This window comes from uncultured Microbulbifer sp. (assembly GCF_947504145.1).
Lineage (GTDB): Bacteria > Pseudomonadota > Gammaproteobacteria > Pseudomonadales > Cellvibrionaceae > Microbulbifer.
On the sequence record NZ_CANNGQ010000001.1, the window covers coordinates 650,207 to 673,761 of the forward strand.

General features: G+C 56.9%; 20 protein-coding genes. 12 read left to right on the plus strand and 8 right to left on the minus strand.

Features of this window, described 5'->3' with window-relative positions; genetic code table 11:
* Positions 1–20 precede the first annotated feature (20 nt).
* On the minus strand, positions 21–1,337 hold the full coding sequence (locus tag Q1A74_RS02980; RefSeq protein ID WP_299592246.1) for an MFS transporter: 1,317 nt from the start codon (positions 1,335–1,337) through the stop codon (positions 21–23).
* Between the two features lie 231 nt (positions 1,338–1,568).
* On the opposite strand from Q1A74_RS02980, the gene Q1A74_RS02985 reads away from it, so the two are divergent.
* Positions 1,569–2,375, plus strand: coding sequence for a hypothetical protein (locus tag Q1A74_RS02985; protein WP_299592248.1), 807 nt, complete (start codon positions 1,569–1,571; stop codon positions 2,373–2,375).
* Positions 2,376–2,479: 104 nt separating this feature from the next.
* On the opposite strand, the gene Q1A74_RS02990 is transcribed toward Q1A74_RS02985, so the two are convergent.
* The 4 genes from Q1A74_RS02990 to Q1A74_RS03005 form a co-directional block, all read right to left on the minus strand.
* Complete coding sequence (locus Q1A74_RS02990; protein WP_299592249.1) at positions 2,480–3,289, minus strand: hypothetical protein; 810 nt, start codon at positions 3,287–3,289, stop codon at positions 2,480–2,482.
* Positions 3,290–3,308: 19 nt separating this feature from the next.
* Positions 3,309–4,118, minus strand: a complete 810-nt coding sequence (locus tag Q1A74_RS02995) for an SDR family oxidoreductase (protein ID WP_299592250.1) — start codon at positions 4,116–4,118, stop codon at positions 3,309–3,311.
* Positions 4,119–4,180: 62 nt separating this feature from the next.
* The gene (locus tag Q1A74_RS03000) at positions 4,181–5,047 is read right to left on the minus strand and encodes an NAD-dependent epimerase/dehydratase family protein (RefSeq protein ID WP_299592252.1); all 867 of its coding nucleotides are present in this window, start codon (positions 5,045–5,047) and stop codon (positions 4,181–4,183) included.
* 152 nt (positions 5,048–5,199) lie between these two features.
* Positions 5,200–6,177, minus strand: a complete 978-nt coding sequence (locus Q1A74_RS03005; RefSeq protein ID WP_299592253.1) for a DUF1838 family protein — start codon at positions 6,175–6,177, stop codon at positions 5,200–5,202.
* A gap of 273 nt (positions 6,178–6,450) precedes the next feature.
* Between Q1A74_RS03005 and Q1A74_RS03010 the strand changes: the two genes are divergently transcribed.
* Together Q1A74_RS03010 and Q1A74_RS03015 are read left to right on the plus strand one after the other, a co-directional pair.
* Positions 6,451–9,063, plus strand: a complete 2,613-nt coding sequence (locus Q1A74_RS03010; protein ID WP_299592255.1) for a TonB-dependent receptor — start codon at positions 6,451–6,453, stop codon at positions 9,061–9,063.
* A gap of 120 nt (positions 9,064–9,183) precedes the next feature.
* Positions 9,184–9,873: an NAD(P)-dependent oxidoreductase gene (locus Q1A74_RS03015; RefSeq protein WP_299592257.1), complete on the plus strand. Its 690-nt coding sequence runs from the start codon at positions 9,184–9,186 to the stop codon at positions 9,871–9,873.
* Positions 9,874–9,945: 72 nt separating this feature from the next.
* Here the strand turns inward: Q1A74_RS03015 and Q1A74_RS03020 are convergent, their stop codons facing one another.
* Positions 9,946–10,620 (minus strand): TetR/AcrR family transcriptional regulator, encoded by a 675-nt coding sequence (locus tag Q1A74_RS03020; RefSeq protein WP_299592258.1) that lies wholly within the window; start codon positions 10,618–10,620, stop codon positions 9,946–9,948.
* Between the two features lie 246 nt (positions 10,621–10,866).
* On the opposite strand from Q1A74_RS03020, the gene Q1A74_RS03025 reads away from it, so the two are divergent.
* The 6 genes from Q1A74_RS03025 to Q1A74_RS03050 all read left to right on the plus strand — a co-directional run bounded on the left by Q1A74_RS03025 (position 10,867) and on the right by Q1A74_RS03050 (position 18,184).
* The gene (locus tag Q1A74_RS03025) at positions 10,867–13,683 is read left to right on the plus strand and encodes a peroxidase family protein (protein ID WP_299592260.1); all 2,817 of its coding nucleotides are present in this window, start codon (positions 10,867–10,869) and stop codon (positions 13,681–13,683) included.
* 103 nt (positions 13,684–13,786) lie between these two features.
* The gene (locus tag Q1A74_RS03030; RefSeq protein ID WP_299592261.1) at positions 13,787–14,521 is read left to right on the plus strand and encodes a hypothetical protein; all 735 of its coding nucleotides are present in this window, start codon (positions 13,787–13,789) and stop codon (positions 14,519–14,521) included.
* Positions 14,522–14,622: 101 nt separating this feature from the next.
* Entirely contained in the window at positions 14,623–15,408 is a 786-nt protein-coding gene (locus Q1A74_RS03035; RefSeq protein WP_299592262.1) for a hypothetical protein, read from the plus strand.
* 96 nt (positions 15,409–15,504) lie between these two features.
* Positions 15,505–16,170, plus strand: coding sequence for a hypothetical protein (locus Q1A74_RS03040; protein ID WP_299592264.1), 666 nt, complete (start codon positions 15,505–15,507; stop codon positions 16,168–16,170).
* 15 nt (positions 16,171–16,185) lie between these two features.
* Complete coding sequence (locus Q1A74_RS03045) at positions 16,186–16,839, plus strand: glutathione S-transferase family protein (RefSeq protein WP_299592266.1); 654 nt, start codon at positions 16,186–16,188, stop codon at positions 16,837–16,839.
* 154 nt (positions 16,840–16,993) lie between these two features.
* The gene (locus Q1A74_RS03050) at positions 16,994–18,184 is read left to right on the plus strand and encodes an aromatic ring-hydroxylating dioxygenase subunit alpha (RefSeq protein ID WP_299592268.1); all 1,191 of its coding nucleotides are present in this window, start codon (positions 16,994–16,996) and stop codon (positions 18,182–18,184) included.
* Between the two features lie 225 nt (positions 18,185–18,409).
* On the opposite strand, the gene Q1A74_RS03055 is transcribed toward Q1A74_RS03050, so the two are convergent.
* The gene (locus Q1A74_RS03055) at positions 18,410–18,778 is read right to left on the minus strand and encodes a hypothetical protein (protein WP_299592269.1); all 369 of its coding nucleotides are present in this window, start codon (positions 18,776–18,778) and stop codon (positions 18,410–18,412) included.
* Positions 18,779–18,787: 9 nt separating this feature from the next.
* A complete protein-coding gene (locus Q1A74_RS03060; RefSeq protein WP_299592271.1) occupies positions 18,788–20,002 on the minus strand; it encodes a class I SAM-dependent methyltransferase in 1,215 nt (404 codons plus the stop codon).
* Between the two features lie 149 nt (positions 20,003–20,151).
* Between Q1A74_RS03060 and Q1A74_RS03065 the strand changes: the two genes are divergently transcribed.
* The 3 genes from Q1A74_RS03065 to Q1A74_RS03075 all read left to right on the plus strand — a co-directional run bounded on the left by Q1A74_RS03065 (position 20,152) and on the right by Q1A74_RS03075 (position 23,520).
* Positions 20,152–21,081, plus strand: a complete 930-nt coding sequence (locus Q1A74_RS03065; RefSeq protein ID WP_299592273.1) for a hypothetical protein — start codon at positions 20,152–20,154, stop codon at positions 21,079–21,081.
* Between the two features lie 64 nt (positions 21,082–21,145).
* The gene (locus Q1A74_RS03070; protein WP_299592275.1) at positions 21,146–22,090 is read left to right on the plus strand and encodes a polysaccharide deacetylase family protein; all 945 of its coding nucleotides are present in this window, start codon (positions 21,146–21,148) and stop codon (positions 22,088–22,090) included.
* 5 nt (positions 22,091–22,095) lie between these two features.
* The gene (locus tag Q1A74_RS03075) at positions 22,096–23,520 is read left to right on the plus strand and encodes an MmgE/PrpD family protein (protein WP_299592277.1); all 1,425 of its coding nucleotides are present in this window, start codon (positions 22,096–22,098) and stop codon (positions 23,518–23,520) included.
* Positions 23,521–23,555: the final 35 nt, after the last annotated feature.

A 23,555-nucleotide genomic window follows, 5' to 3' on the forward strand; every position in this document is an offset into this window, starting at 1 on the left:
AGTCCCTGAAAGGGGATGGCTTACGCCCCCTGGGCGCTGGCGGTCTGGATGCTGGGTTTGCGCAGCAGGGCGAGGCTCCACAAACACACCAGGCCATTGAGCACGCCAAACAGCACAAACGGTGCGCTGGGTGCCACATGGGCGAACAAGAGCCCACCGCCGGAGGTGCCAACAAAAATGCCCACCGCACCCGCGACGCCAAAAAAGCCGATCACCGCGCCACGTTGTGCCGCTGGTGCCTGTTGCCCCACCAGTGCCTGGCTGCTCACAAATGCGCTGATCTCGGCAATGCCCATCGCCAGCAGCAGGACCATCACCCAATCTGCAGTTGGGTCGCTGATCAGGAAGACGCCACCGTACACAGCGGCTGCCAGCCCGGAGGCGAGGGCGACGGCGGCGACACGGCTGATACGGTCGGCGATGTAGCCCATGAGCAGCGAGCCAATCAGTGCACCGCCCACCACCGCCAGGGTGCGCGGCACGGCCAGCTGGAACATGGCTTCGCTGGGCGTCATGCCCAGTTCCCGTGTGCCGTACTGTACCAGCCACAGGGAGATGAAGGCGCCGGTTACCGCCAGATCGCCCCGGGATATAAACGCAGCCCCGTAAGACAGGGCGGTTTGCGGGTCGCGCGCGGCGCGCAGGCCGGAGCGCATATCGGCGAACAGATTCTGTGATGCTTTCGCCGCTCGCTGTGTTGCCGTGGCGAGCCCGGGTGCCAGGCCCAGGGCGACCACCGCCGCAGCCGCCACGCCCAGAGCGCCACCACAGGCGAAGGTGAGTTTTTGCGCGGTCAGCTCATCGAAGCCCTGACCGGTGAAGACTTTGGGCAGTACCGCCAGTAGTGGCGGAATAAACGCGCCGAAGGTGGCGGTGAGACCCTGCAGGCCGTTGGCGCGCCCGCGGGAGGATTCGCTGGCGTAGTCGGCGACCACGGTTACCATCATGCCAATCATTGCGGCACTGCCCACAGCGACCACCAGCCGGAACACCACCAGCTGTGACACGCTGCTGGCATGGGGGTAGAGGATAAAGCCCAGGCCGGTGACCAGCAGGCCGAACACGTATACCGGGCGGCGCCCGATCCGATCAGACAGGGCACCGAAGGTCCCCAGCAGCACAATAAACACCAGCTCCTGAAATGCACTGAGGTAGCCGGTCAGGGTGGCCTGCGCCTGCTGGTCAATGGCCATCACCGCCAGCAGACCTGGCTGTAAAATGGCCAGAGCACCGGCGTAGCCAGACGAGATGAATACCGCAAAGAGATAGATCAGAAAATGGCGAGGCCGGATGGCGTCGGCGAGGGTGACGCCGAGCAGGCGGGGCGAATGATCCATGGCGCAGCTCTCGGTTTTGGTTTTTTAACGGTTATTTGTCGGTCGTGGTCAGTTCGAGAACGCTGCTGACCATTCACACGCCCTCGCTAGAGCGTGACCAGAACCACAATGTAGCAATGGCAGTGAAACCGCTATTTGCTTTTTATCAACTTCCCGGGTGGCACCTGTGTGACATTGGGCCACACCGGTGATCCAGCGCTAGAATCCGGCCGTAGATGCCTGGGAATCCTGTTGATTGATACTGCGCCGTTCGACCTGGCCCTGTTAAAGGAAAAGCCCCTCATGTATACCACCTGCCGATCTGTGACCGCTATCGTCGGCCTTACCATCGCCATAGCGAACGCCGCTGGAGCTGCAGAGCCCAGCGAGGCGGTGGTTGCACCGCCGTTGCACACCGGCCCCGACTACTGCGCCACCATGCAGCAGTTTATTGCCGGTACCCGCATTAACCCGGAGACCATTCAATACAGCGGCGACGACTACGATGTCGGTTTCAAAAAATCCAAGCCCACCGCACAGCCTCTGGTCATTCACCAGTACGTCGGCTATCAGATGCCCAGTGGCAAAACACAAGCAATGCCAGTCACTGTTTCCTGCAAGCTCAAGACCGCCGAGCGGATTCGCACTGCGCATGCCGGGTTGACGGAAGACGCGGCGGCTGCGGATGAAGACCGTACCTGCCAGCAATGGACCGAAGCGATGCTGGATGCAGTATACGGGGCAGCCGATGGCGCGGCGGAAGCGGGGACCACATCGGAGGCCACATCGAGCAATACATTATTACCGCGAGAACGTGTCCGTCTGGAAAAAGAAAATAATGTCTACATCGGCCCACTGTGGGTGAACCCCTTCCCATTCCAGGCCGCTTATCAGGCCGGGGGCGATCTGCACCTGCGCAGCAAGGCCCTGCACGCGGAGTACACGCGCTGGATGCCACTGCCGGACAGCTTTATGGGCACCCATTACTGCCACACCATCGCGCCGGAGTATCTGCAGGCATTACTGAAAAGTGAGCTGGAGGCACCGGGCCTGGAGTGAGCCCGAGTCGATAAAAAAACCGCCCAAAACGGGCGGTAAAGCGTTTCACCTTAGAGCGATGAAAATTTGGTGCAGTGCCAACATGGCAATGCACTTGGGTCCGGTTAGCGCAATATTCTGGCCATTTGCGACTCGCCCATACGCAGGGACAGCATTTCTTTTACCCCATCACTGCCAAACACCTGCTCGGCGAGTTTGTTCATCGGGTCCCGCTCGTAACACAGGCGGCGCAGGGTATGGTCGGTGGTGCGCAGCAGCGCCCGGTCTGCCGTGGGTACCGGTTGCGCCTTGTCGTACCAGCTCAGCCAATGTTCCAGCATGGATTCCGCGTAATCTTCAAGAACGGAAATGTTGCTGTCGTTCAGGTCTGCGGTCAGGCTCTGGGTGGATGGGTTGACCAGAGTGCGCATATAGGGGCCATGGCTGACCGACCACTGGAAATTCGGGTTGCCGCGCAGGGCCAGGTATTCGCTATTGATGGGCGCGTAGTAGCGGTCCAGATAGTCCGTATCCAGCATCAGGTTACGGCGCGGCATAAAGTCAAAGTAAAAGAACAACTTCGGAATGGTGCCAAATACCATCACAAAATGGGGGACGTCGGTGTCCTGTCCGAGGTAGGCGGTGGCATTCATATCCAGAATGCTCGCTTTCCGGTTGCCCAGCCAGGAATTCACCAGCCACTCGCAATCGCCCCCACTCCATGCCTGAAACGATCCTTCAAATTCACCATTGGGCGATTGATAGTACTCCCGGTCTCGGCAATTGGGCTCCAGTTCAAGGTGATCGAAACGGCTGGCGATTTTGCCTTTTATCCGTGTCAGAATCCCCCAGCAGCGCTCCCACGCGCGGCTGACATCTACATCGGGATTTTCCGCGAGAAACTGGTCAATGGTCTTTGTGTCCGTGTGCAGCATAGCTGGGCTCCTGGAGGCGTTAGAGTCCGTGTTGTAAAAATTGGTCCGGGCGCTTGCGGAATAGTCCCGCCAGCATCCGCCCGGCGATTTTCCCGCCGTTCAGCCAGGCAATTTTCTGCCCGCTTTTTTTGGTTTCGAGCATGCGTTTAGCCAAGTAGGGGGCAACGGTATCCACCTGATCGACCAGGTTGTTCATGAGTTTTCGTGAGCGGGCGAAGGTCTCGGGATTTTCCTGCGCCTCGCGGATGATCGCTTCGGTAATGACCATCCCCGGGCGGATTTTTCCTACAAGCACGCCGGTGTTTTTGAGCTCTTTGGTCAGCGCATTGGTGAAGTAATCCAGCGCGCGTTTCGTGGAGCCGTAAATACCCATACCGGGAAAGTATTCCCCATCGCTACCGCCGCCGAGGATATTGAATATTTTCCCTTCGCCCTGACCGGACATGCCTTTGGCAGCTACCCGACATCCATTAATCGTGCCGATCAGATTGGTCTGTACCATGCGCTGAATTTCACTGGCGGGTATATCCAGAATGCTCCAGCCAGTGCGTGCGAGACCGGCATTGTTGATCCACAGGTCAACCTGGGAAAATTCGCTTTTTGTGTAGTCCCACAGGGCCTGAACCTGCTCTGGCTGTGTCGTATCGCAGGGGAAAAAGCGCGCTTGCGGCAGATTTCTCTGACACTGGTCGGCGACTTTACTCTGAGAATTCTGTGTGGTTTCGGCATTACTTCCGCAGAAAACCACGTTGTGGCCGGACAGGAGAAATGCTTTTCCGAGACCGAAGCCTATGCCTTTGCTGCTGCCTGTGATTACCACCGAGGCCATAAAATACCTTTAAAGAGTTTTGTTTTTAGTGTCTGCTTTTATTGAGCAGAATTGTGTCTGTGCTATGCGGGCGACTCCGTTGGAATCAGGTCTGCATTGGGGTCCGGGTGCAGTACCCGGTAGCCGGTGCGGTATATTTTTTCTGCGGATATCTTTCGCTGTGGTGCCTTGATGCTGTTCAGGTATTCCAGGGGCGCTAATTCTTCACGGGCACAGATGGCATCGAAGATCTGTTTGTTGGTTGCGGGGGTGCGCAGGTTGTCGCATACGTTGTATACCCCCTGTAATTTTTGGCCAATTGCATGGAATACCGCGCTTACCACATCTTCGAAGTGAATGGCATAGAGCAGGGCATCTGCACCAAACAGTGTCTTGCCGCTAAAATAGGAGTGGGCCATTTTCACCCGTTCCGGGAAACTCAGGTCGCCGGGTGCGCCGTGCATGTCCGGGAAGCGCAGAACGCAGCCCGCTGTGCCGCCGAGAACCGCCTGTTCGGCTTCCTGATAGTAGCGGGAGGAGGGTTCTTCATGGTTCGAGGTGGGTGTCTCCTCAGTGATTGGGCCGGTATCAGGCCCGCCGTCGCCGTAGACGGAGAAAGAAGACAAAAATACCGTGGGAATACCGGTGTTCGCCGCATTGTGGCAGCTGTCGACCAACACTTCCCGATAGTGTGTGTGGCGCTCTTCCACGGTGCGGGTATTTTTAACATTGGGTGCGACGGTGACGACAATCTGGTCGCAACTCTCGGCTGCCAGTGCCACTTTTTCCGCCTCGCTGCCGCGCAGTACGTGGACTTTGTTCGCGATGGTTTCCAGTTCCGCCACTTTTTCCGGTGTTGTGGTGGTGCCGACCACATAGTGGCCTTCGTTTTTCAAACGTGTGGCGAGGGCTTTGCCCACATGGCCCATACCCAGAATGAGAATTTTCAATTTCCAGCTCCTTCATTGGGGAATTTTTTCGTTATTTTTCAATGCCCATCGAAAAACGCCAGGCGATCGGCTTCTGGAACTTCACCAGGGCAAATTAGGTAATTGGCGTGTGGGGCACATTGATCAATATCAAAAACCTGTGCCGGGCCGGTTTACGCCGGCGCTACCTCGGGCGGTACATCGCGTGCGTAGGCTTCCCAGGTGCCGATGGGGTGGCCGCTGTCCCAGTCGGTACAGGGCTCCAGGTACTCGGGGTGATGGCGTTCGGTGAAATCGAGCACCTTGCGCGGGATATCGGCGAGGCCGCTGTTGGACTTGTGGGAGTTCATGCGCCCGAAGAGCACACCATCAATGCCGCTTTTTCCCATTTTCATCCAGGGCCACCAGGGGGATATACGAGAGAATCCGCAGTTGAAACTCGCCGATGGGGTATCGCGATCTTCAATCTCGGCGAGTGGTGTGGAGAAGGTGAAGTGCTCGGAGGGGTTGATGTACGGCCCGGTACTGGCCTCGGGCCAGAGGTCGGCGGATACCGGGTTGCGGTAGCGGTGGGTGTAATCCCATTCCAGTGTCAGGTTCTGCGCGTACCGCTGCCAGGGCAGGATAAACGGAAAGCTGCCGTCGGGGTTCTGGATCGCGGTGGCCTCGTTCATCAGGGTGGGGGCATCGTCAGCTTCGCCCATGGCGAAACTCGGCATCGCCGGTGTCAGTTCGCCCCGGATTCGGTCGTTCAGGAAGTTGTATACCGCAACCCGCTTGCCGGTGTACGGGTTGAGCCAGTCCCGCAAAATGTCCCCGCTGGCCGGGTCGTAGAAGTATCCGGTTTCCTTGCCGCGCAACCGGATGTTGCCGGTTGCCAGCTGCTTTGCCTGGAATTGACCAAATCCACAGTATCCGAACAGCGGGCGCGCACGCTCGCTCCCCACCACCCCGAACATGATGCCGTGAAAGGCTGAAAACACCGGCTTGCTGTCGTAGGTGGCCCAGAGTTTGCCGAAGGCATAGAGATTGTCCTGGGGCTTGGTGAAGTCGAGCTGTGTATTTTGCTGGTTACCGTGGTTTGCTTCCGCAAATTGATATTTGTCATTTTTAGAAAGCAGGCGTCGCAATAGATTCGGAATATGACTCATCGGAGAAGTCCTCGTCCTGGGGTGATGGTTGAGAAAGTTACTTCGCCAAAACTGCCCGGCCTTGAGAGTATTGAACTGATGAGACTTTCAAGTCAATAATTGTGAATTAAAAGTCACATACGGCCTAACAAGCGGTATGTGGAGATTGTAAATGGCGGTGTTGCGAGGTTTTTCGATAGAAATGAACAGATAGAGGCGATGCAGTAAGCCGAGGTTAGACTTTTCGCCCCGAAATGTTTCAGTTGTTGTTATATCAACCGAGGGAGCAAGGGGATGTATAAATATAAGAAACAGGTCTTGGCGGCTGCAATCGCGATCGCGGGCATGCCTGTAATGACCAGTGCACAGGAAGCCGGCGAGTCTGCACAGGCCATTGAAGAAGTTGTGGTTACCGCCAGGCGCCGCAATGAAAGCTTGCAGAAAGTACCCATTTCCATTTCACCGGTGACCGGTGAGCAGATCAAACAGCGCGCTTATACAGGTCTTGATGATATCGCTGCGGCCACCTCCGGATTTACCTACGAGGGCTTTTCAACCAGTGGTACCAACGGCAACGCGGTTGTCCGCGGTATGGCCCAGACTTTCACCACTGCGCGTACCCAGAACGTCGCCTTTTTCCTGAACGGTATCCACCTTCAGCGCCAGAGCATGATGAACTTCGGCCTCATCGATATGGAGCGGGTGGAAGTCGTCAAGGGTCCGCAAAGCGCCATGTACGGTCGCAACGCGTTCGCCGGTGCGGTGAACTACATTACCAGCCCCGCCACGGAAACTTTCGAAGCCAATATTGAGGCCACACTCGGCGACAATGAGCGGCAGGATGTGAAGGTTCGAGTCAGTGGCCCGATTATTGGCGATGTGCTGCTGGGCAAGCTGAATATTGCTCGCTCCGAGTACGATGGTCATACAGAAAACGCACACCCCTTTGCGGATGTGGATGTGCCTGGACCGGGTACCACGGGTAATATCGGCGGCTGGGATGACCAGACCGTTTCCGCCACCCTGGAGCTTCGGCCCACCGATAAACTCAATTTCAAACTGGATTACTACAAGGCGGAGATCGAGCGCGAGCCGCAACCCTACTATACATTCTCCGGGGTCAACAACGTGGCCTGGGGTTTCACGACATACAGCGATATGAACTGTAACTCGGTGACGCGTCAGGCGAGCTTCGGGTTCCCGGTCACCGCGAATAGCTGGTGGTGTGGCGAAGTGCCATCCATGCCCACGAGCGCACCGCACAATCTCGCTCCACCGCAGGCCGGAATACCCGATGATACCGGGCACAACGCCATTGCCATCGACCCCCGGTCCATTGGTGCGGTGGCGGACACACAGGTCGTCAGCCTCAAGACCAGCTACGAATTTAATGAAAACGTTAGCCTCGATTATCTGTTCGGCATGACCAGCAGCGACTCGAGAACCAACGGTGGCTCCGCAGACCGCGATCCAATTTCCGGTGTGACGACCCCCTGGGGCGCCCAGATGTTTTCACCGCCTTTCGGCCCTCCGATTGTTATCCCTCAATTTGCCTACGTGAACAGCTTCAGTGGCCGCCCGCTTTCCGAATTGGAAAGTGATTCTCACGAGCTGCGACTGAACTTTTCTGGCGAAGGTTGGGAAGGCTCGGCAGGGTTTTTCTACAGCAATATTGATGACGAAAGTCATGAAATTACTCTGTATATGCCACTGTGTGCGCCGGTGAACCCCGGTGAGGATTATGGAATCAGTGGGGAAGAGGGCTGTTTACTGCCTGCAGACGGCAGTGTGCCATCGCCTCTCGCCGGCTCCAGTGACTCCACGGCGCAGATGCTTGCCGCATGGCACGGCGCTCAGGCCAAACACACGCAATTTGATGATTCCATCGCCGCGGTTTTCGCCGAGCTCGCCTACAATCTAAGCGACGGCCTGACCCTCCGCGGTGAGATGCGCTACACCGAAGAGGACAAGTCCATTGTGCGCCTGACCGACGGCTTCGGGATCGCCCCCGGAGGCTTTGCGCCTTCGGGAATTGTGACTCCTGAGGACCAGGAAAACTTCTATTACTTTACCCCGCGCCTCACTGCCGAGTACCGACTGAACAACGACCAGTTTCTGTACGCTTCAGCGGCCATGGGTGTGAAATCCGGTGGCTTCAACAACACCTCTGACCAGGCTCATCTGACCTACGACGAGGAGCAGAACTGGACCTACGAAGTGGGTAGCAAAAACTGGCTGCTCGATGGCGCACTGCAACTGAATGCCGCGCTTTACCTGATCGACTGGGAAGACGTACAGGGCTCCCAGGCGCCGATCAGTGGGGGGCTGGGGGATACACTACTGATCGCCAATATCGGCGATGCAGAATCCCTCGGTTTTGAAGTGGATGGGCGCCTGCTGGTCGGGGATCACTGGAGTACCGATTTCGCGGTGTCCTGGTCTGATCCCACCTATGACGAAGGGGTAACCTACGAAGAGGCGAGCCTGTTTATCAATTACCAGTGCGATATGCCGATCATGGAATCTCCGCAGACCACAACCGTGTGTGGCAACTCCGATGTGGGTGGCAACCAGTTGGCGCGCACCAGTGAGTGGCAGGGATCGGTCGGTATCAACTACCAGGCGCAGGTGTTTGGCGACTGGACAGTGCGTGCCCGCCTGGATAGCAACTATCAGTCCGAGCAGTATGTGACACCGCTGAACCTTGCCAATACCGGCGCCCGCACTATCACCAATGCCAACATCGGGCTTTCTTCCGGCGACCACTGGCGGTTCAGCCTGTGGGGCAAAAATATTCTCGATGAAGAGTATGTGGGTGGTGTGTTTGTGCTGAGCCAGTTCAGCAAAATGATTGTTGCCACCGGTACAGGCCCGTCTTATGGGGCAACGGTGAGTTACGACTTCTAAATTTTTGCTTCCTGTTCATGACCGGTGGAGTGCACTTAGCCTGTGTGTATTTCCAACCGGTCTTTTTTCGCACCCACAAGCGTGTAGCGCTATTGGGTGAAGTTTCTCGGGGTAGGGAAAATGGATAACCCGAATGTGCACTCAGTCCCGGAATCTGATCAGAACGCTGTCTGTGAATCCCGTGTCATTATTCTCGGTGCCAGTGGCAGGACCGGGTCGCAGCTCGTCAAAGCGGCATTGGAGGAAGGGTATGCTGTAACGGCCTGCGCCCGTTACCCGGAGAAAATCTCAGCGCAGCACCCGCGGTTGACGAAAGTGTCTCTGGATATGCACGATACCGAATCCATCGCCAGAGTATTGGCGACGGTGAAGGGGGTGGTGATCTCAACGCTCGGTATATTCCATAAAACGGATGCCACACCATTGGCCGATATCACCGAGAACCTGGTGCAGGCCATGCAGAAAACCGGGCTGCGGCGGCTGATATTGATGTCGTCCCTTGGGGTTGGTGATAGTAAAGGGCAGGGGAATTGGGTGGTGGCAATGGTAAGCCGATTTATTCTCCCGTATGTGCTGAAAGATAAGGAAAAACAGGAGGAATTGGTTCGCGCGTCGGGTATGGATTGGACCGTGTTGCGCCCGCCACAGTTGGTCGGTAGCGATGTCTCCAAACCTTATATTCGCTGGTCCGGTACGCCACCAAAACACTCGATCAAATGGAAAATTAGCACCCGGGATACCGCGGATGCACTTTTGGCGTTGGCCAAAGATCCGGGCACTATAGGAAATGCCTATCAGATTTCCTATTGATAACAGGTGCTATCGGTAGGTGCTATCGGTCGGTGCTATCGGTAGTTGCTGTCATCGCTAGGCGCCATCGGTTCAGGGCAGAAAGCGGTCGATGACCCGATCAATCGTACCCTCGATACGCTGCCAGCTTTTGTCTTTACTCAGGTCCATGCCGAAGCAGTGGGGGCTGGTGACCGCTCGCATACACAGATAGTTGGTCATGCAGTAAAACACGAACGAAAGCGATACGATGTCTTCGTGATCCCCCTGGTCGAGCTCGCGGAATATTTTCGTCAGCTCACGCGCGATTTTGTCACTGGCGTCTTCCAGTATCACCGTCACTTCTGTTGCGGCCATCAACTCACTTGCCATTATGCGTGTAATGACTGGGCGGCTGCGCAACGCATAAATATAGTTGTGCTGCACTTTTCGAAACTGTTCCCGCAAAGATAATTCGGCAAACGCCTGAACGTCCCCACCCACCAGTTCCAGAGCCGTGGGCCAGTTAGCGCTGCGTAACAGCCAGGCCTTCACGAGACCGGGCAGACCGCCAAAATAGCGGTAAATCAATTCTTTCCCGACGCCGGCCTCTTCGACCACATTATTGACCCCAATGCCGTCCGGACCATCGCGCACCAGCAACCGTTCACAGGCATCCAGCAGCAATTGCTCGGTGTGTTCCCGGTTGCGCCGGCCGCTGGGGCGTTCGGCGGGCGTGCGGGGCTCACTCTTTCCTCGGTGTTTCTTGACCGGCGCTTTGGTTGTCATTCTATTTCCCTCATTGGTGTGAAGGGGTGCACGCTTCACCGCTTTGATCGAATTGTGTTGTGAAATTTATGCCAGCAAGTTGATAAATCTCAACCGCCATCTTCTTTTTTACACTTAAGGTGACTTTGAAGTCAATTAAAGCGACTTCCAAGTCACATGGGAATTGGTTGCCGGTGATGGGCCCCGCAGTGGTGGCGAGTGTTTGTGAGGTAGTTAGCAATGTTTTAAATCAGAATGGAGCTGATTATGAAAATAACGAACCTGCATACTGCAGGACTCGCTCTGGCTATCGCAACCGGGCTCGGGGTTTATTCCCTCGGCGCCAATGCGGAGAGCCAGTGTGGGTTACTGGATGCCCAGTCTTACGACGGCACCTGTAATAACTTGTTGTTTCCGCAGTGGGGGGCGGCAGATCGACTGTACACACATGGTACTGAAGGAGCGCGCTATGCGGCGGACGGTGTATCGCCGTGGATCGAAGAGCGCGGGCTGGGTGTTGAGGCCATCAACGAGCGGGCAATCAGTAACGCCCTGATGGCAAACAAGACTGGCATTTCCATGAACAGTGACTCGGCGTTGTCACACAACGTGCTGTGGATGGGGCAATTTGTCACCCACGATGCGTCAAAGATCGATCGGAACCGCTTTGAGCACGCCTATTACACGGATACCTTGCCCCGCCTGGTTCTGGGGGCAAATCCACAGAATCCGACCAGCGCCGATATGTATCAGTGGCTTGGTGTTCACCCGAATGACCCCAGCAAATGCCTGCCGCAGTTTGATGAATACTTTCAGTTTGTTCCCTGTGCGGTAAAAGTGCCTCAGCGGGATTTTGCCATTGAGGCGGCTCAGGATTACATCGACGCCAATGATGTGCCGGGCATTCGGGTGATAAATCCTGAATCCATCGATAATGAGATTGCGCGAATCATGTTCTCACGCAATCCATTGCTGCCATTTACTGGCGCGGTGTCCACGCCGGTTATTGTGCACCCGGAGGCGATCTACGAGGTACAAGACGAGAAAAAAGCCATTCGCAACAAGATCAATGCGTGGCTGGACCTCTCATCTATTTATGGCGACTCTGCGGCGGTGAACGCGGATCTGCGCTCCACACCCAATCCACAGGATCCCTTTGGTCCGCGCGTTCCGGTAGGTGGGGGCAAGTTGGCGACCTATGATTATCTTGGTCCCGATGCAAAAACCGTTCATTACCGCCCCAATCCGGAGTTGAAGGTGGATCTCTATGAGTTCCTGCCAACAGCCGACAAAATACCGGCGCATCCGCGGCCGAACGACCCCACCAGAGCGTTCAATCCTCAGGATGAATTCCTCTCCGGTGATGATCGCGCCTCGGAAAACCTGCAGCTAATGGCGTTTCACCTCGCATTTCATCGCTACCATAATCGCGTTGCCGAGCAGATGGCCAACAAGTATGCGGGAGTGACGTCAATCATGTCAGCGGAGACTGCGGACGAGTTTCTCTTCCAGAAGACGCGCCGATTTGTGATTGCGGTTTACCAGCACATACTGTTTGACGAGTATTTGCCCGCGTTATTGGGATCGCAGTTTGACGAATTGATCGGCAGCTACCAGGGTTACAACCCGTTTGTGAGCCCAGACTCCAACACCAATATGTGGAACGCGGCTTTCCGGTACGCCCACAGCTCGGTGCCAAAAGAGTTTCTGGTGTTTGACGAGAATGGCGATAACGTCATCAAGCCTCAGGTGGCGCTGGAATACCCGGATCCAGCAGGGCCACCGGTGGCCAGTTTTGCCGATGTGGTAAACCGCAGCTTTATTCCGGAGTTCGGTACGCAGAATGTACCGGGGCTTTCCCAGAGCGGTCCCAATCCACCCTTTACTCTGGTGAGCCATGTGGCGCTTCACAGTGCCTCCGGTCAGGGTATTGCCAATGTGTTTCGCTCTATGAGCCGCACGATTACCTCCAATATCGATCTGATCTACGAAGACAGTGTGCGGGATGTTGTGGCCGCACAGAGTATGATCAATGCCGGTATTGACCTGGCGGCAATCGATCTGCGCTCAGCCCGGGAAGTGGGGGTTCCGGATTTCAATACCTTGCGTACGTTCTACCGCGGAAAGTCGGTTTACAGCGAGACCGGTGAAAACGACGCTTGCCGCTGGTGGCACCGGCTGTACGAAACAGACCCCCTCGCTTGCTTCCTCGAGGTGACCTCTGATGAGTCTGTCGCCCAGGCGCTGCGGGACCGCTTCAAAAAAGTCTCCAATGTCGAAGGCCTGCTGGGACTACTGGCAGAGGACAAGGTGCCCGGATCGCCGCTGCCGCGTACTATGGCGAAAATGATCGCTAAAGAGTTCAAAAATAAGCGCGCGTCAGATCGTTTCTGGTATGAACTGATCTTCGATAATGATGAAGAAATGTTGTCGGAGATCCGCTCTGTATCCATGGCCGATATTTTCGCCCAGACCGCCTGCGGTGTGGGTGAGCCCAATTGCAGCCTGGCAAAGCAGGAACTGGGTGTGGCGGATTCCAGTGGGTATCTGAATGTTTTCACGGTGGATTCATCTATCCCACAAATCACATACGAAGCGGGCGCTTGTGTCCATGCGGGGTTCTACCCCAATCTGGATGCACCTGAAGACTTTTCTCGGGCAAGTAATTTTATTGCCTGCTCGGAGAGCTACTCCAGGGATGCCTGTGATGCCGCTTCATTCAATGGTGATATCACCGGTGATGGCATTCCCGACGTGCCACCATTCCAGTCGGTTTACCTGGGTAGTGCCAAGCCGTATGGAGGACAGATCTGCCCAGACGCACTGGAGCCTCAGCACGTGAACTTCCAGTTTGGTCCCGCTGCCGTACTACCGGCGCTGGGTACCTGTCGGCAGGGCTTTATCCATATGCGGGACAAGGTTTATGGTGTTCCCTTTGGTCCGCCGCTGAATACCGCGGAAGTGGAACGCTGGTGTACCAGTGACGATAAAAACTTCCTGAAAGGCGGCCTGTTCGGCGAATGGGTGGATGGCGCTGCGCCTTCTCCCGGTGTTTCGGCCTACCCGCCGCCGGTAAGATATTGAGGCTCAAGCGGTAAACTGAAGTAACTGATACGGCCGGGTGCGTGAAGCTTTTGCGCGCCCGGTTTTCTTCTTTGTTGTCTTCCCGTAAAAAGGATTTATGGTTATGGAAACTGCAGAAGTGACGGATGCGCAAATCCAAATCGGAGAGTGTTGCGAAGAGATCGAAGCGCAGGTGATCTCCAGATTGGGCTTGAAGCCGGTCCCGGAATATCAGTCGTTATCGTCGATCAAGAATCTTCAGGGGCGCGCCACCGGATATGCTCGCGTGTATCGAGGAGAAGTGATTGAGAAAGCGGCCTTTCTGACTCTCAATTTCATGCCCGGTATGTGCTATTTCAATGTGCACCTGATCCCGCGGGCCTGCTACCGTATCCCGCGATTCTCCTTTGAGGGGATGCTTACCCCTCAGGGGAGCCAGATCTCGATGGATCTGTATCCCGACATGGATATCATGTTGAACCTGGAGTATTTCAGAAGTCATTACAAACGGGCGGCGGATACTTATACCCGCGCGCGGTTTGATAGTTCTGCGCTGGTTACCGAACCCTCGCGCATGCTACATATGCGGGCGTTTGCCTCGCCATATATGTTGCTCGCCTATGGCGTCAAGGAAGCGCAGGTCGCGGAATTCTGTGGATACGCGCAAGCGTATTTACAAGACTGGATGGACCTCTGTTCCGCATCACAGATCTGTAGTGAGGGTGAGGTCGAGGATCGCATCCGGCGCCGTGAGTTAATTATGCGCACGATCATTGAGTGCGACCCGGATAGAGAAAAGGTGGTCATGCTGTACGGGGAAGCCGTGACCGAGCAGATCGAACAGGCGACCATGCTGTAACTCGAGTGAGAGAAGGGCGTAATTGACTTTGCTCAACGCGAATCAAGCGCAGCTCGGTGACGATTGTTGTTATTGTGCTTGTTACCGCTCGAGTCCCGACCATGAACGACGCCCCAGCTCCATACCGCAGGAAAATGCTTGCCAGTGGCCGCTACGATTACTTTCTCGATGGCGTTTTGCAGCCCATTGGCGAGGACTGGGGGCTCTATGAGGGCATTGATGGCCTGTGGCTGGAGAGTGAACGCCGGGTGCCGGCAGCGGAGTTGTCGCTCACGGTAAGCGCTGAAATCAGAGAAGGGAAGATCGCCCGCAGTTTTATCCGCTGGTGCCAGGGTGGCCAGCGAGTGGCTTCCGCGCTCTTTAAACGCAGTGCCGACGGCCACGACTACCTGCATCGAGTGGCAGGTGCCGGTTCCCGGCGGCACTCTTTCCGAGAGGCAAATTTCTTTCCGCTTCTCCGGGTGTTCACCGGTACCGTATTTTCCGCTGTGCCGGTTTGCATCGATCAGTCCTCCAATGATCAGACCGGCATTAGTGGGGGCGCTGCACTGGATGTCGAGCTGTTTATTCCGTGGATCAAAGACCCAGCGCAAACCTCGCAGCTGCTGAGCCCCTCCGTATCTCAGCGGCAGGTTCGCAGTTGCGGCGCGCCTTTGCCTAGCCCGCCCGATGCACGGGCACCCTCATCGCCGATACCCACGCCGCAAACGCTACGGTGCTATGCGTACCTGGGAGACCAATACGGGGAGGACACGCGCTTTTGGCTGTCAAACGGATTGCTCCAGGCGTATACCTGGCGGCAGGCTGGCCAGTCAACAGGCGGCAACTGGCACGTCGCGCTTGCCGGAATGACGGGCACCTGGCCAGATGAGATGTTCGGCCGCTAACCTGCATCTACCTGTGACCTTTATCAATTTGCCGGCCAGCGCATCTGGATATAGTCGGGTACCAATGAAGTCACAAATAATAACTGAACGGTCACAATGAGCATCTATCTACTGATCAAGTTTTTCCATAACCTGTGTTTTGTTTACTGGCTGGGCGGTGACCTAGGCACCTTTTATGCGAGCCGCTTTGTCGCCCGCGATGACCTCAGCCCTCAGGCGCGCAACACGGCGCTGACCATCATGATGGGCTGTGATCAGGGGCCCCGTTTCTGTATGCCATTGATATTGCCGCTGGGCTTACAACTGGCGTATTTGACTGGTCAGTTCTCGGTGCCCGCATCGATAGTCGCCGCGGCTTGGGTGCTGTGTCTTGCCTGGTTCGTGCTGGTGGCGGTGTTGCACTTCAGTCACGGTAATGCGTTTATTCCTGCACTGACCCGGCTTGATTTCGGACTGAGGGTAGCTCTGATCGTTGGGCTATTGGGTGTGGCCCTGGTTGCCCTGTCGACCAATGCGATTTTTCCCGCGGACTGGCTGGCCATCAAACTCGGCATCTTTGCCTTGATGGTGTTTTGCGGCTTGATGATTCGGGTGCGCCTGAAAAGCTTTATTGCCGCTTGGGGTAAGGTAATGGCCGGATCGGCAGATGATCAGACGAATCAGACGATTCGCAACAGCATCGCTGCCTGCCGTCCCTTCGTGTACGTTATCTGGATTGGCCTCCTGGCCAATGCAGCCTATGGCCTGCACCTGATCAGCTGACCTGAGGACCGAACTTTGAAGCTTTACAGTATTCCCCATTCCCCCTATGGCGCCCGAGTCAGTGCATTGATCCGGCTGAAGCAGCTTCCGATCGAGGTGTTGCCGCCCCCCGAAGCTTTGCGCACAGAGGGGTTCTTCAAGCGCTTTCCCCTGGGCAAAGTTCCGATTCTGGAGCTGGACGACGGTAGCTGCCTGGGAGAGAGCTGGGCGATTCTCGAATACCTGGAGGAAACATCGACTTCCAGTCGTTCACTGAGCCCGAAAGATGCCCTGGCGCGCGCGCGGATGAGTGAGCTTGCGCGCTACGCGGATCTGCACCTTTCCCCCAACGCGCTGTTTCCGTTGTTCCGCTCCGCGCTGGCCGGGCAAGCCCTCGGTGAAGATACCGAAGCGGCATTGCGCGCGGAGCTCGCTAAGGGCGAGCGGTTGATTCAGGCCCGAGGCCCGATCGCGGGCCGTTGCCTTGACCTGGGTGATGTCGCACTGGCGCCCAGCATCCTGTACCTCGAGCTACTCACCGGTGGCGTGGGAGAGAGTGCTGTACTCTGTGAGTTTCCGGCGTTTTCGGCTTGGTGGCAGGAGATCCGGAATATTCCGGAGCTCGCGGGTGTGCTCAACGGTGTCGCGGAAGCATTCGAAGCCTTTGCCGGCGCTAAAGCTTCTGCGTGATGGCGCGGCCAGGTGATTTTTGGGCTGTTTCGGCAGTTGATATTAGTCAAATTAGGGCCTATTTGTGGCGCTAGACTGTCTTCAGACAGTGATCTCCGCGGTGGTGCAAACCGTACCAAGCGGTACCTAAACAGAAAAATCGAGGTAGCGGAAAATGCTGACCAACCTTTGGTATGTGGCCGAATGGTCAAACGTGGTCAAGGACAAGCCGGTGAAGGCGAAATTGCTCGGTCAGAACTTCGTTCTGTACCGGGACAAGGCGGGCAAGGTGCACTGCCTGAGTGATGTGTGTATTCACCGCGGCGGCTCCCTGTCCAATGGTTGGACTACCGATCGCAATTGCGTTGCCTGTCCGTATCACGGCTGGGAATTCGATTCCGAAGGCAAGGTGCAGTTTATTCCGTCTCGCGGTGAGGGCGCACCCATCCCCGAGCGGGCGCGCATCGATGCCTATCCCACGGAAGAGCGCTACGGCATGATCTGGGTATTTATGGGTGATCTGCCGGAGTCCGAGCGTTACCCGATTCCCGAATTCCCCGAGTACGACGACCGCGACAACTGGCGCCCGGTATCCCTGGATTTCACCTGGAAGGGCACCGTGGATCGGGTGGTGGAAAACGGGATCGATATCGCGCATACCTCCTTCGTCCACCCGGGATTTGGTTATCCGGAAATGGCGGACCAGAACAAGATTATTGATGTGGAGCGTGGCGAGTATTGGGGGCGCTCCTCCAATGTGCTTCACCCGCCTCAGCTGGAAGGCAATTTCGGTCTGATGAAGTTTTTCCGCAAGGACAAACAGCCAACTTACGTGACGCCTTCATTCTATCTTCCCGGTCACTGCGTGCGCCTGCATATCAAGGTGAACTCGTGGATGGATATGGTGATTTTCGATGCGAACACCCCGGTGGACGAGAATACCACCCGTTCGTTTGCCATCCAGGTACGCAACTTCTTCAAGTGGCCTATGTTCGATGGCGGCGCCATCAAACGCACCCGCAACGTATTCCAGCAGGACGCGGAGATCGTGGAGGCGCTGTCCCCCAACTATCTGCCGGAAACCCTGGAGAACGAAGTGTCTGTAGAGCAGGACAAGTTTATGGGTGCCTGGCGCGTGATCCGGCGCAAGCATATTGATATGGGCTGGAAGATCGATACGCGGGCAATGAAAGCGTATGAAGGGGAAAAAGTATTTACCATTCCGTCACCGGCTCGCAAGACCAACCCGGACCTGAAGTGGGCGCTGGAAACAGTACCATTGGTCACGGGAAAGCCTGATCTGATACCAACAACAACGGTCGCCGGTGGTGTCAGTGAAACGGCGCAGACGGCGGAATCCGCGTAACGGCGATGTTCAGTATTCAATCGACTCCTTGATTGTTTTTGTGGTTTGGCCCCGCTCACCCCGGGGCTTTTTTGTGCCCGCAGGAAATTCGCGTGAAAGTGGAAAGGTGAGTAAAAGCCGGAAAGAGAGAAAGGAGTAAATAGACAAGCGGGGAAGGGGGCAAGCAGGGATAAACCGGCAGAGAACAGCCCCGGAAACCCGGGGCCCTGGATCAGGTTGCGGACATCAGATCTCGGCCAGCTCCTGAATCACGCTCTCCAGTGATGTGGCGTCGGTTGCGGATTTTTGTTCGTTGATGGCTTCTTTTTCCTGCTGGACGATACGCAGGATCCGCGCAATATATTCCTGATGCAGCAATGCGCGGGCTTCACTGGCTTCGCTGTCGGGTTCAAAGGTTTCGATGTCGGATGTCGACAGCAGGCCTTTCTGTTCCAGTAGCCGCTCCATGGTATCCAGGCGTTCACGGGTGACCGCGAGCTCGCCCGCTACCGCCAGCAGGATACTCATCAAGCGTTCGCTTTCCGCCAGCTCAAAATACTGGGGGCGCTTGCCCTTGGCTTTGGTTCCGGCGAGGGAGATATGGTCGTTGCTCATAGTGGTTTCCTACTTCTCGGCGACGTAAACATGCCATGCCGGTTTGCGTCCGTAGTCTTCAGCGGCATCGTCGGTATCCCCGGCGCTGGGGAACAGGCTCTCGTCTACCACCGCGGTCAGGCCGATGGAGGAGAGCTTGCTACGCGCGAAGCCCGCGTTTTCCATCAGCGCGAAGACGTCAATATCGTGCATGGTGCCCCAGAAGGGCTCGTTGTTATTGCGGCTATCCCAGTCGCGCATAAACTGCTCGAACAGGGGCATGTCATCGGTGAACTGCGGCTGTTCGATATGCAGTACTCGACCGCCTGCGCGGGTCAGGCGATGGGTTTCGTTGATCACATTGGGCAATGCGGTGGACGAGAGCTCGTGCAGAAACATGCAGGTAATCACCAGGTCAAAGCTGCCGTCGGCATAATCCAGGCTTTCCGCATTGGCCTGACGGAAGGTAATGTTCTCGACCCCGAGGGATTTGGCGCGGGCATGGGCGTAGCGCAACACGGGCGCGGCGACATCCACGGCGACGATTTCCGTCTCCGGGAAAGCCTGAGCGATGGGTACGATGTTGTGGCCCACGGTGCACCCCATATCCAGAATGCGCTTGGGTTTGAACCCTTGTTTTGCCTGCTCGTGTAGCCAGGCCACGATTGCCTGGCCGCCGCCATCGCTGTACTTGCCCAGCATACCGGCGGTGGTCACGAAGATGCCGGAGTCGTAGTTCGCAGCGACCGAAACATCGTCCTCACAATACTCTGTGTAGTAGCACCCGGGCATGCAGTGGATGTCCACTGCCGAAACATAGCGCGGCAAGGGCAGCGCCGGGTCCAGTTGCAGTTGGGTGCTACCGCTGTTGAGATCGGCGGCTTTCTGGTTGAGCTGGTCCCACTGGCGATAGGCGAGGCTGCGGCCATTTTGCTGGCGCATTTCCATGATGTTGCGCCGCAGGGAGCTCCAGGTCTGGTAGTAGGGGTCTGCCTCCATCAGGCGGCGCACTTCCTGGCGAGTGGCGGGCGGGCGCCCCTTGTCGGATTCAAAGCGGGGTCGTGCGCGCTTTTCATAAGCCGATTGAACCCCGGGCATGACTTCCTGTGCCACATGCATGTTCAGGTTTGTGAGAAAATTAAAGCGGGCGGTTTCGTCGTGATTGGCCTTTGGAAACACGCCGTGTTTGCCAATCACATGCCAGCCCGGTGGTGTTTTTCTTGACTTGCTAGACATGCTAGACATAAAAGCCTCCGGCAATCGATTCCTTACTGTTTACGCAGTGTAAACGCCCATCACTCGGTCGCCTTGACAATAGTCAACCCCAATTTCCGACGCCCCGTTAAGCTTTCTGAACATAAAAATATCAGGCTTGGTAGCGGAGGTAAGTGCTCTTGTCGGAAGTCTCAAGTGCCTCTTTGGGGCCATCGGTATTCGCCACGTTGGTGACCCGCGACCTCGATCGGGCGGTGGCCGCCTACAAACAATTTCTAGCGCTAAATCAGAGTGCCTGCGGCATGGAGTTCGTGAGTCCGGCGCTGGCTGACTTGTGGGGTTGCCCGGGCTTGGCCGGTGCCCGCCAGTGCTTGCTGGAAAACGCCCTCGGTGAGCCGTTTGTGCGGATCGTGGAGGATCCGGCGGTCAGCACCACAACGCCGTTGCACTACCACGGTTGGATGGCTCTGGAAGTGGTGGTGGAGGATGTGGACGGACTGGCGCAGACGATTCAGGAGCAGGGCAGCGCATCGGGGTTTGAAGTGCTGAGGCCCGCCGCCGATCTGGAGCTGTCCGACAAGATTCGTGCAAGTCAGGTTGCCGGGCCCTGTGGCGAGGTGTTGTATCTCACTCGCATCAGTGGCGAGGTGCCGCCATTTGATCTGCCGCGGGCGCGGTGCCCGGTGGACCGTTTATTTATTCCCGTGGTGAGCGTGCCAGATCGCGCAGCGTCGATGACGTTCTACGAGGGTTTTCCCGGCACCCAGTGCCTGCAATTTCAAACCCGAATTACCGTCGTCAACCAGGCATTCGGACTGCCCCTTGAGCAGCAGCATCCGGTAGCGACAGTCTCGTTGCGCGGCCAGAGCCTGATCGAGATCGATGAACTGGCGCCGGCCCGCCCGCATATCGTTAGCGAAGGAACCTTGCCAGCAGGCATTGCCAGCATCAGCTTCGAGGTGGATAGCTTTGACCAACTGGCGTCTGCCGGCGTTACCTTGATCCAGTCACCACGCAGAATCACCGAGGCGCCCTATGCTGGGCGACGGGTTGCGATGCTGCAGGGGACCGCGGGTGAGCTGATCGAGCTGATCGAGCGAACTGTGTAATCAATTTGATGTAGTGATTTGTGTCCGCGGTGACAACCGGCGGATAGGCAACAGGATGAATGATATGAGCCCGGATGTAGCAGAGAAGACAATTGGAACAAATGGCAGCGCCCACTATACGTGGCCCGAGGGTGCGCGCCTGGCGCTGTCGATTGTGGTCAATGTGGAAGAGGGTTCAGAGAGCACAGTGCTCGACGGTGACCGCGGCCCCGAGCCTGTGGATGAACTCGGTGTGGTATTAAAAAAGCCGCTCAGAATGCACGGCAACGAGAGCAACTACGAATATGGTTTGCGGGAAGGCTGGCCGCGCATTCATAAATTGCTGCAAAAATATAACGTGCGCGCAACCTTTACCGCAGCCGCAGTATCCCTCGAGCGCGCGCCCGATATTGCCGCAGCAATCCGCGACGAGGGGCACGAAGCCTGCTCCCACGGTTACCGCTGGATGCACCAGTTTCATATGGACGAAGCGCAGGAGCGCGAATTTATTCGCAAGGCGGCGGACTCCATTGAGCACACCACCGGCCAGCGCCCGCGCGGCTGGCTCTCTCGTTACCTGCATACGGATAACACCCGCCGCTTGCTGCAGGAGGAGGGTTTTCTTTATCACATGGATGATTACAGCGCGGACGCGCCTTTCTGGGGCGCTGTGGACGGCTCTCCGGAGCCCATGGTGATCCTGCCCTATGCGCTGGACTCCAACGATATGAAATTCTGGACTGCACCTTCCCTGACACCGGAAGACTGGCTGACTTACGCCAAGCGCACCTTTGATGTGTTGTATGAAGAGGGGGCGGAGCAGCCGCGCATGATGTCCCTGGGCTTGCACTTGCGGATTATCGGGCGCCCGGGGCGCATCTGGGCACTGGAAGAATTTTTGCGATATGTGCGCGGCAAACAGGGCGTGTGGTTGGCAAGCCGCAGTGATATAGCCGAACACTTTGCCCGTGAATGCGTCGATCAACCTGCGCGCGTTGCACTGCGTGCGCCTGAGCAATTACCCGAGTAATGGCGATGGATGAGTGGGTAGAGCGGATTCTCGATCACGTGGAGTCCACCGAGTACGCCGATCTGTCACCCCAGGCGGTGGCGGCGACCCGTATTTTTGTGCTCGATTCCGTGGGCGTGGGAATTGCCGGATCGCGAGTACCTTTTTCCGCGGAGCTGCTCGCACTTGCGCAGGGGCAGTGGGGGGGTATCGATGCCGACCAACCGGGCGCTCGCCGGTGGAGTACCGGCGAGCGTATCTCGGCCCCTCTGGCGGCAATGCAGAATGCCTATCAGATTCACAATCAGGAATTTGATTGCGTGCATGAGGCGGCGGTTGTTCACCCCATGGCGGTAATCCTGGCAAGCCTGATTGCGTATATCGAGCGCAGCCAGCATCAAACAATCGGTGGGCAGCCACTGATCGTCGCGCTCAATATTGCCGTGGATGTTGCCACGGTACTGGGCCAGTGCGCGCAGGCCCCCATGCGTTTTTTCCGGCCCGGGATCTGTGGTGCCTTGGGTGCCGTCGCCGGCCTGTGCAAACTCGCCCAACTCAATCGCACGCAAACCCGTCACGCGTTGGGGATTATGTACAGTCAGTGCTGCGGCACCATGCAGGCCCATCTCGAGGGCTCATCTACGCTGCCCATGCAGGTCGCGTTCAACGCGCGCAATGCCATTATGGCGCTGGATATGGCGGCCGCCGGTCTGGATGGGCCGGCAGATTTTCTCGCGGGGCCATTTGGCTTTTTCAACCTGATCGAAGATGCGGGCAATGCGGGCGCCGCTTTTGCATTACTCGGCACAGAGTGGCAAATGACCCGTATCAGCCACAAGCCATTCCCGACCGGGCGCGCTGCCCACGGTGGTCTCGATGGCATTATCAGCTTGCAGAGCGCACACGGGTTTTCTGCAGACGATATCGAAACTGTCTGCATCAAAGCGCCACCCCTGGTGCGGCGACTGGTCGACAGGCCCGCGCGCTCCGATATGGGACACAATTACGCCAAGCTGTGCATGGGGTATATCGCGGCCACCTGGCTGCTTACCGGTCGTGTTGATCTCACGGATTACCAGCCGGAAAAACTGCGCGACCCTATGCGTCTGTCCCTGGCGGCGCGGATCAGCATGGCACCGAATGCGAGTGATGATCCCAACGCGCTGGCGCCACAGCGCGTAGAAATTGTGTTGCGCGATGGCCGCGAATTGGCGATCGATCTACCTGCTGTGCTTGGGCATCCACAGCGACCATTTTCGCGCGCGCGTCAGCTGGAAAAATTCCGGCGCTGCTGTGCCCTGGCGAGCAAGCCGCTGGCAGAAACGCATGTCCAGGAATTAGTTGATGCCATTGATCAGCTGGAATCGTTGCAGGATGTGCGTTGCCTGATCGACAAAATATGTACCCCTGTAACTTCTGGGGCAATCACGGCCCCGCCGGTTTCCGCGTGATCATCGAATTCATAACCTTGTACCGCCAAGTACCC

Bases quoted from the DNA above. Each gene is read 5' to 3' on its own strand.
- Q1A74_RS03025 (WP_299592260.1), top strand. From the start codon at position 10,867: ATGAAAATAACGAACCTGCATACTGCAGGACTCGCTCTGGCTATCGCA.
- Q1A74_RS03075 (WP_299592277.1), top strand. From the start codon at position 22,096: ATGGATGAGTGGGTAGAGCGGATTCTCGATCACGTGGAGTCCACCGAG.
- Q1A74_RS03030 (WP_299592261.1), top strand. From the start codon at position 13,787: ATGGAAACTGCAGAAGTGACGGATGCGCAAATCCAAATCGGAGAGTGT.
- Q1A74_RS03020 (WP_299592258.1), bottom strand. From the start codon at position 10,620: ATGACAACCAAAGCGCCGGTCAAGAAACACCGAGGAAAGAGTGAGCCC.
- Q1A74_RS03055 (WP_299592269.1), bottom strand. From the start codon at position 18,778: ATGAGCAACGACCATATCTCCCTCGCCGGAACCAAAGCCAAGGGCAAG.
- Q1A74_RS03070 (WP_299592275.1), top strand. From the start codon at position 21,146: ATGAGCCCGGATGTAGCAGAGAAGACAATTGGAACAAATGGCAGCGCC.
- Q1A74_RS03035 (WP_299592262.1), top strand. From the start codon at position 14,623: ATGAACGACGCCCCAGCTCCATACCGCAGGAAAATGCTTGCCAGTGGC.
- Q1A74_RS03005 (WP_299592253.1), bottom strand. From the start codon at position 6,177: ATGAGTCATATTCCGAATCTATTGCGACGCCTGCTTTCTAAAAATGAC.
- Q1A74_RS03010 (WP_299592255.1), top strand. From the start codon at position 6,451: ATGTATAAATATAAGAAACAGGTCTTGGCGGCTGCAATCGCGATCGCG.
- Q1A74_RS02995 (WP_299592250.1), bottom strand. From the start codon at position 4,118: ATGGCCTCGGTGGTAATCACAGGCAGCAGCAAAGGCATAGGCTTCGGT.
- Q1A74_RS03050 (WP_299592268.1), top strand. From the start codon at position 16,994: ATGCTGACCAACCTTTGGTATGTGGCCGAATGGTCAAACGTGGTCAAG.
- Q1A74_RS03060 (WP_299592271.1), bottom strand. From the start codon at position 20,002: ATGTCTAGCATGTCTAGCAAGTCAAGAAAAACACCACCGGGCTGGCAT.
- Q1A74_RS02990 (WP_299592249.1), bottom strand. From the start codon at position 3,289: ATGCTGCACACGGACACAAAGACCATTGACCAGTTTCTCGCGGAAAAT.
- Q1A74_RS03040 (WP_299592264.1), top strand. From the start codon at position 15,505: ATGAGCATCTATCTACTGATCAAGTTTTTCCATAACCTGTGTTTTGTT.
- Q1A74_RS02980 (WP_299592246.1), bottom strand. From the start codon at position 1,337: ATGGATCATTCGCCCCGCCTGCTCGGCGTCACCCTCGCCGACGCCATC.
- Q1A74_RS03015 (WP_299592257.1), top strand. From the start codon at position 9,184: ATGGATAACCCGAATGTGCACTCAGTCCCGGAATCTGATCAGAACGCT.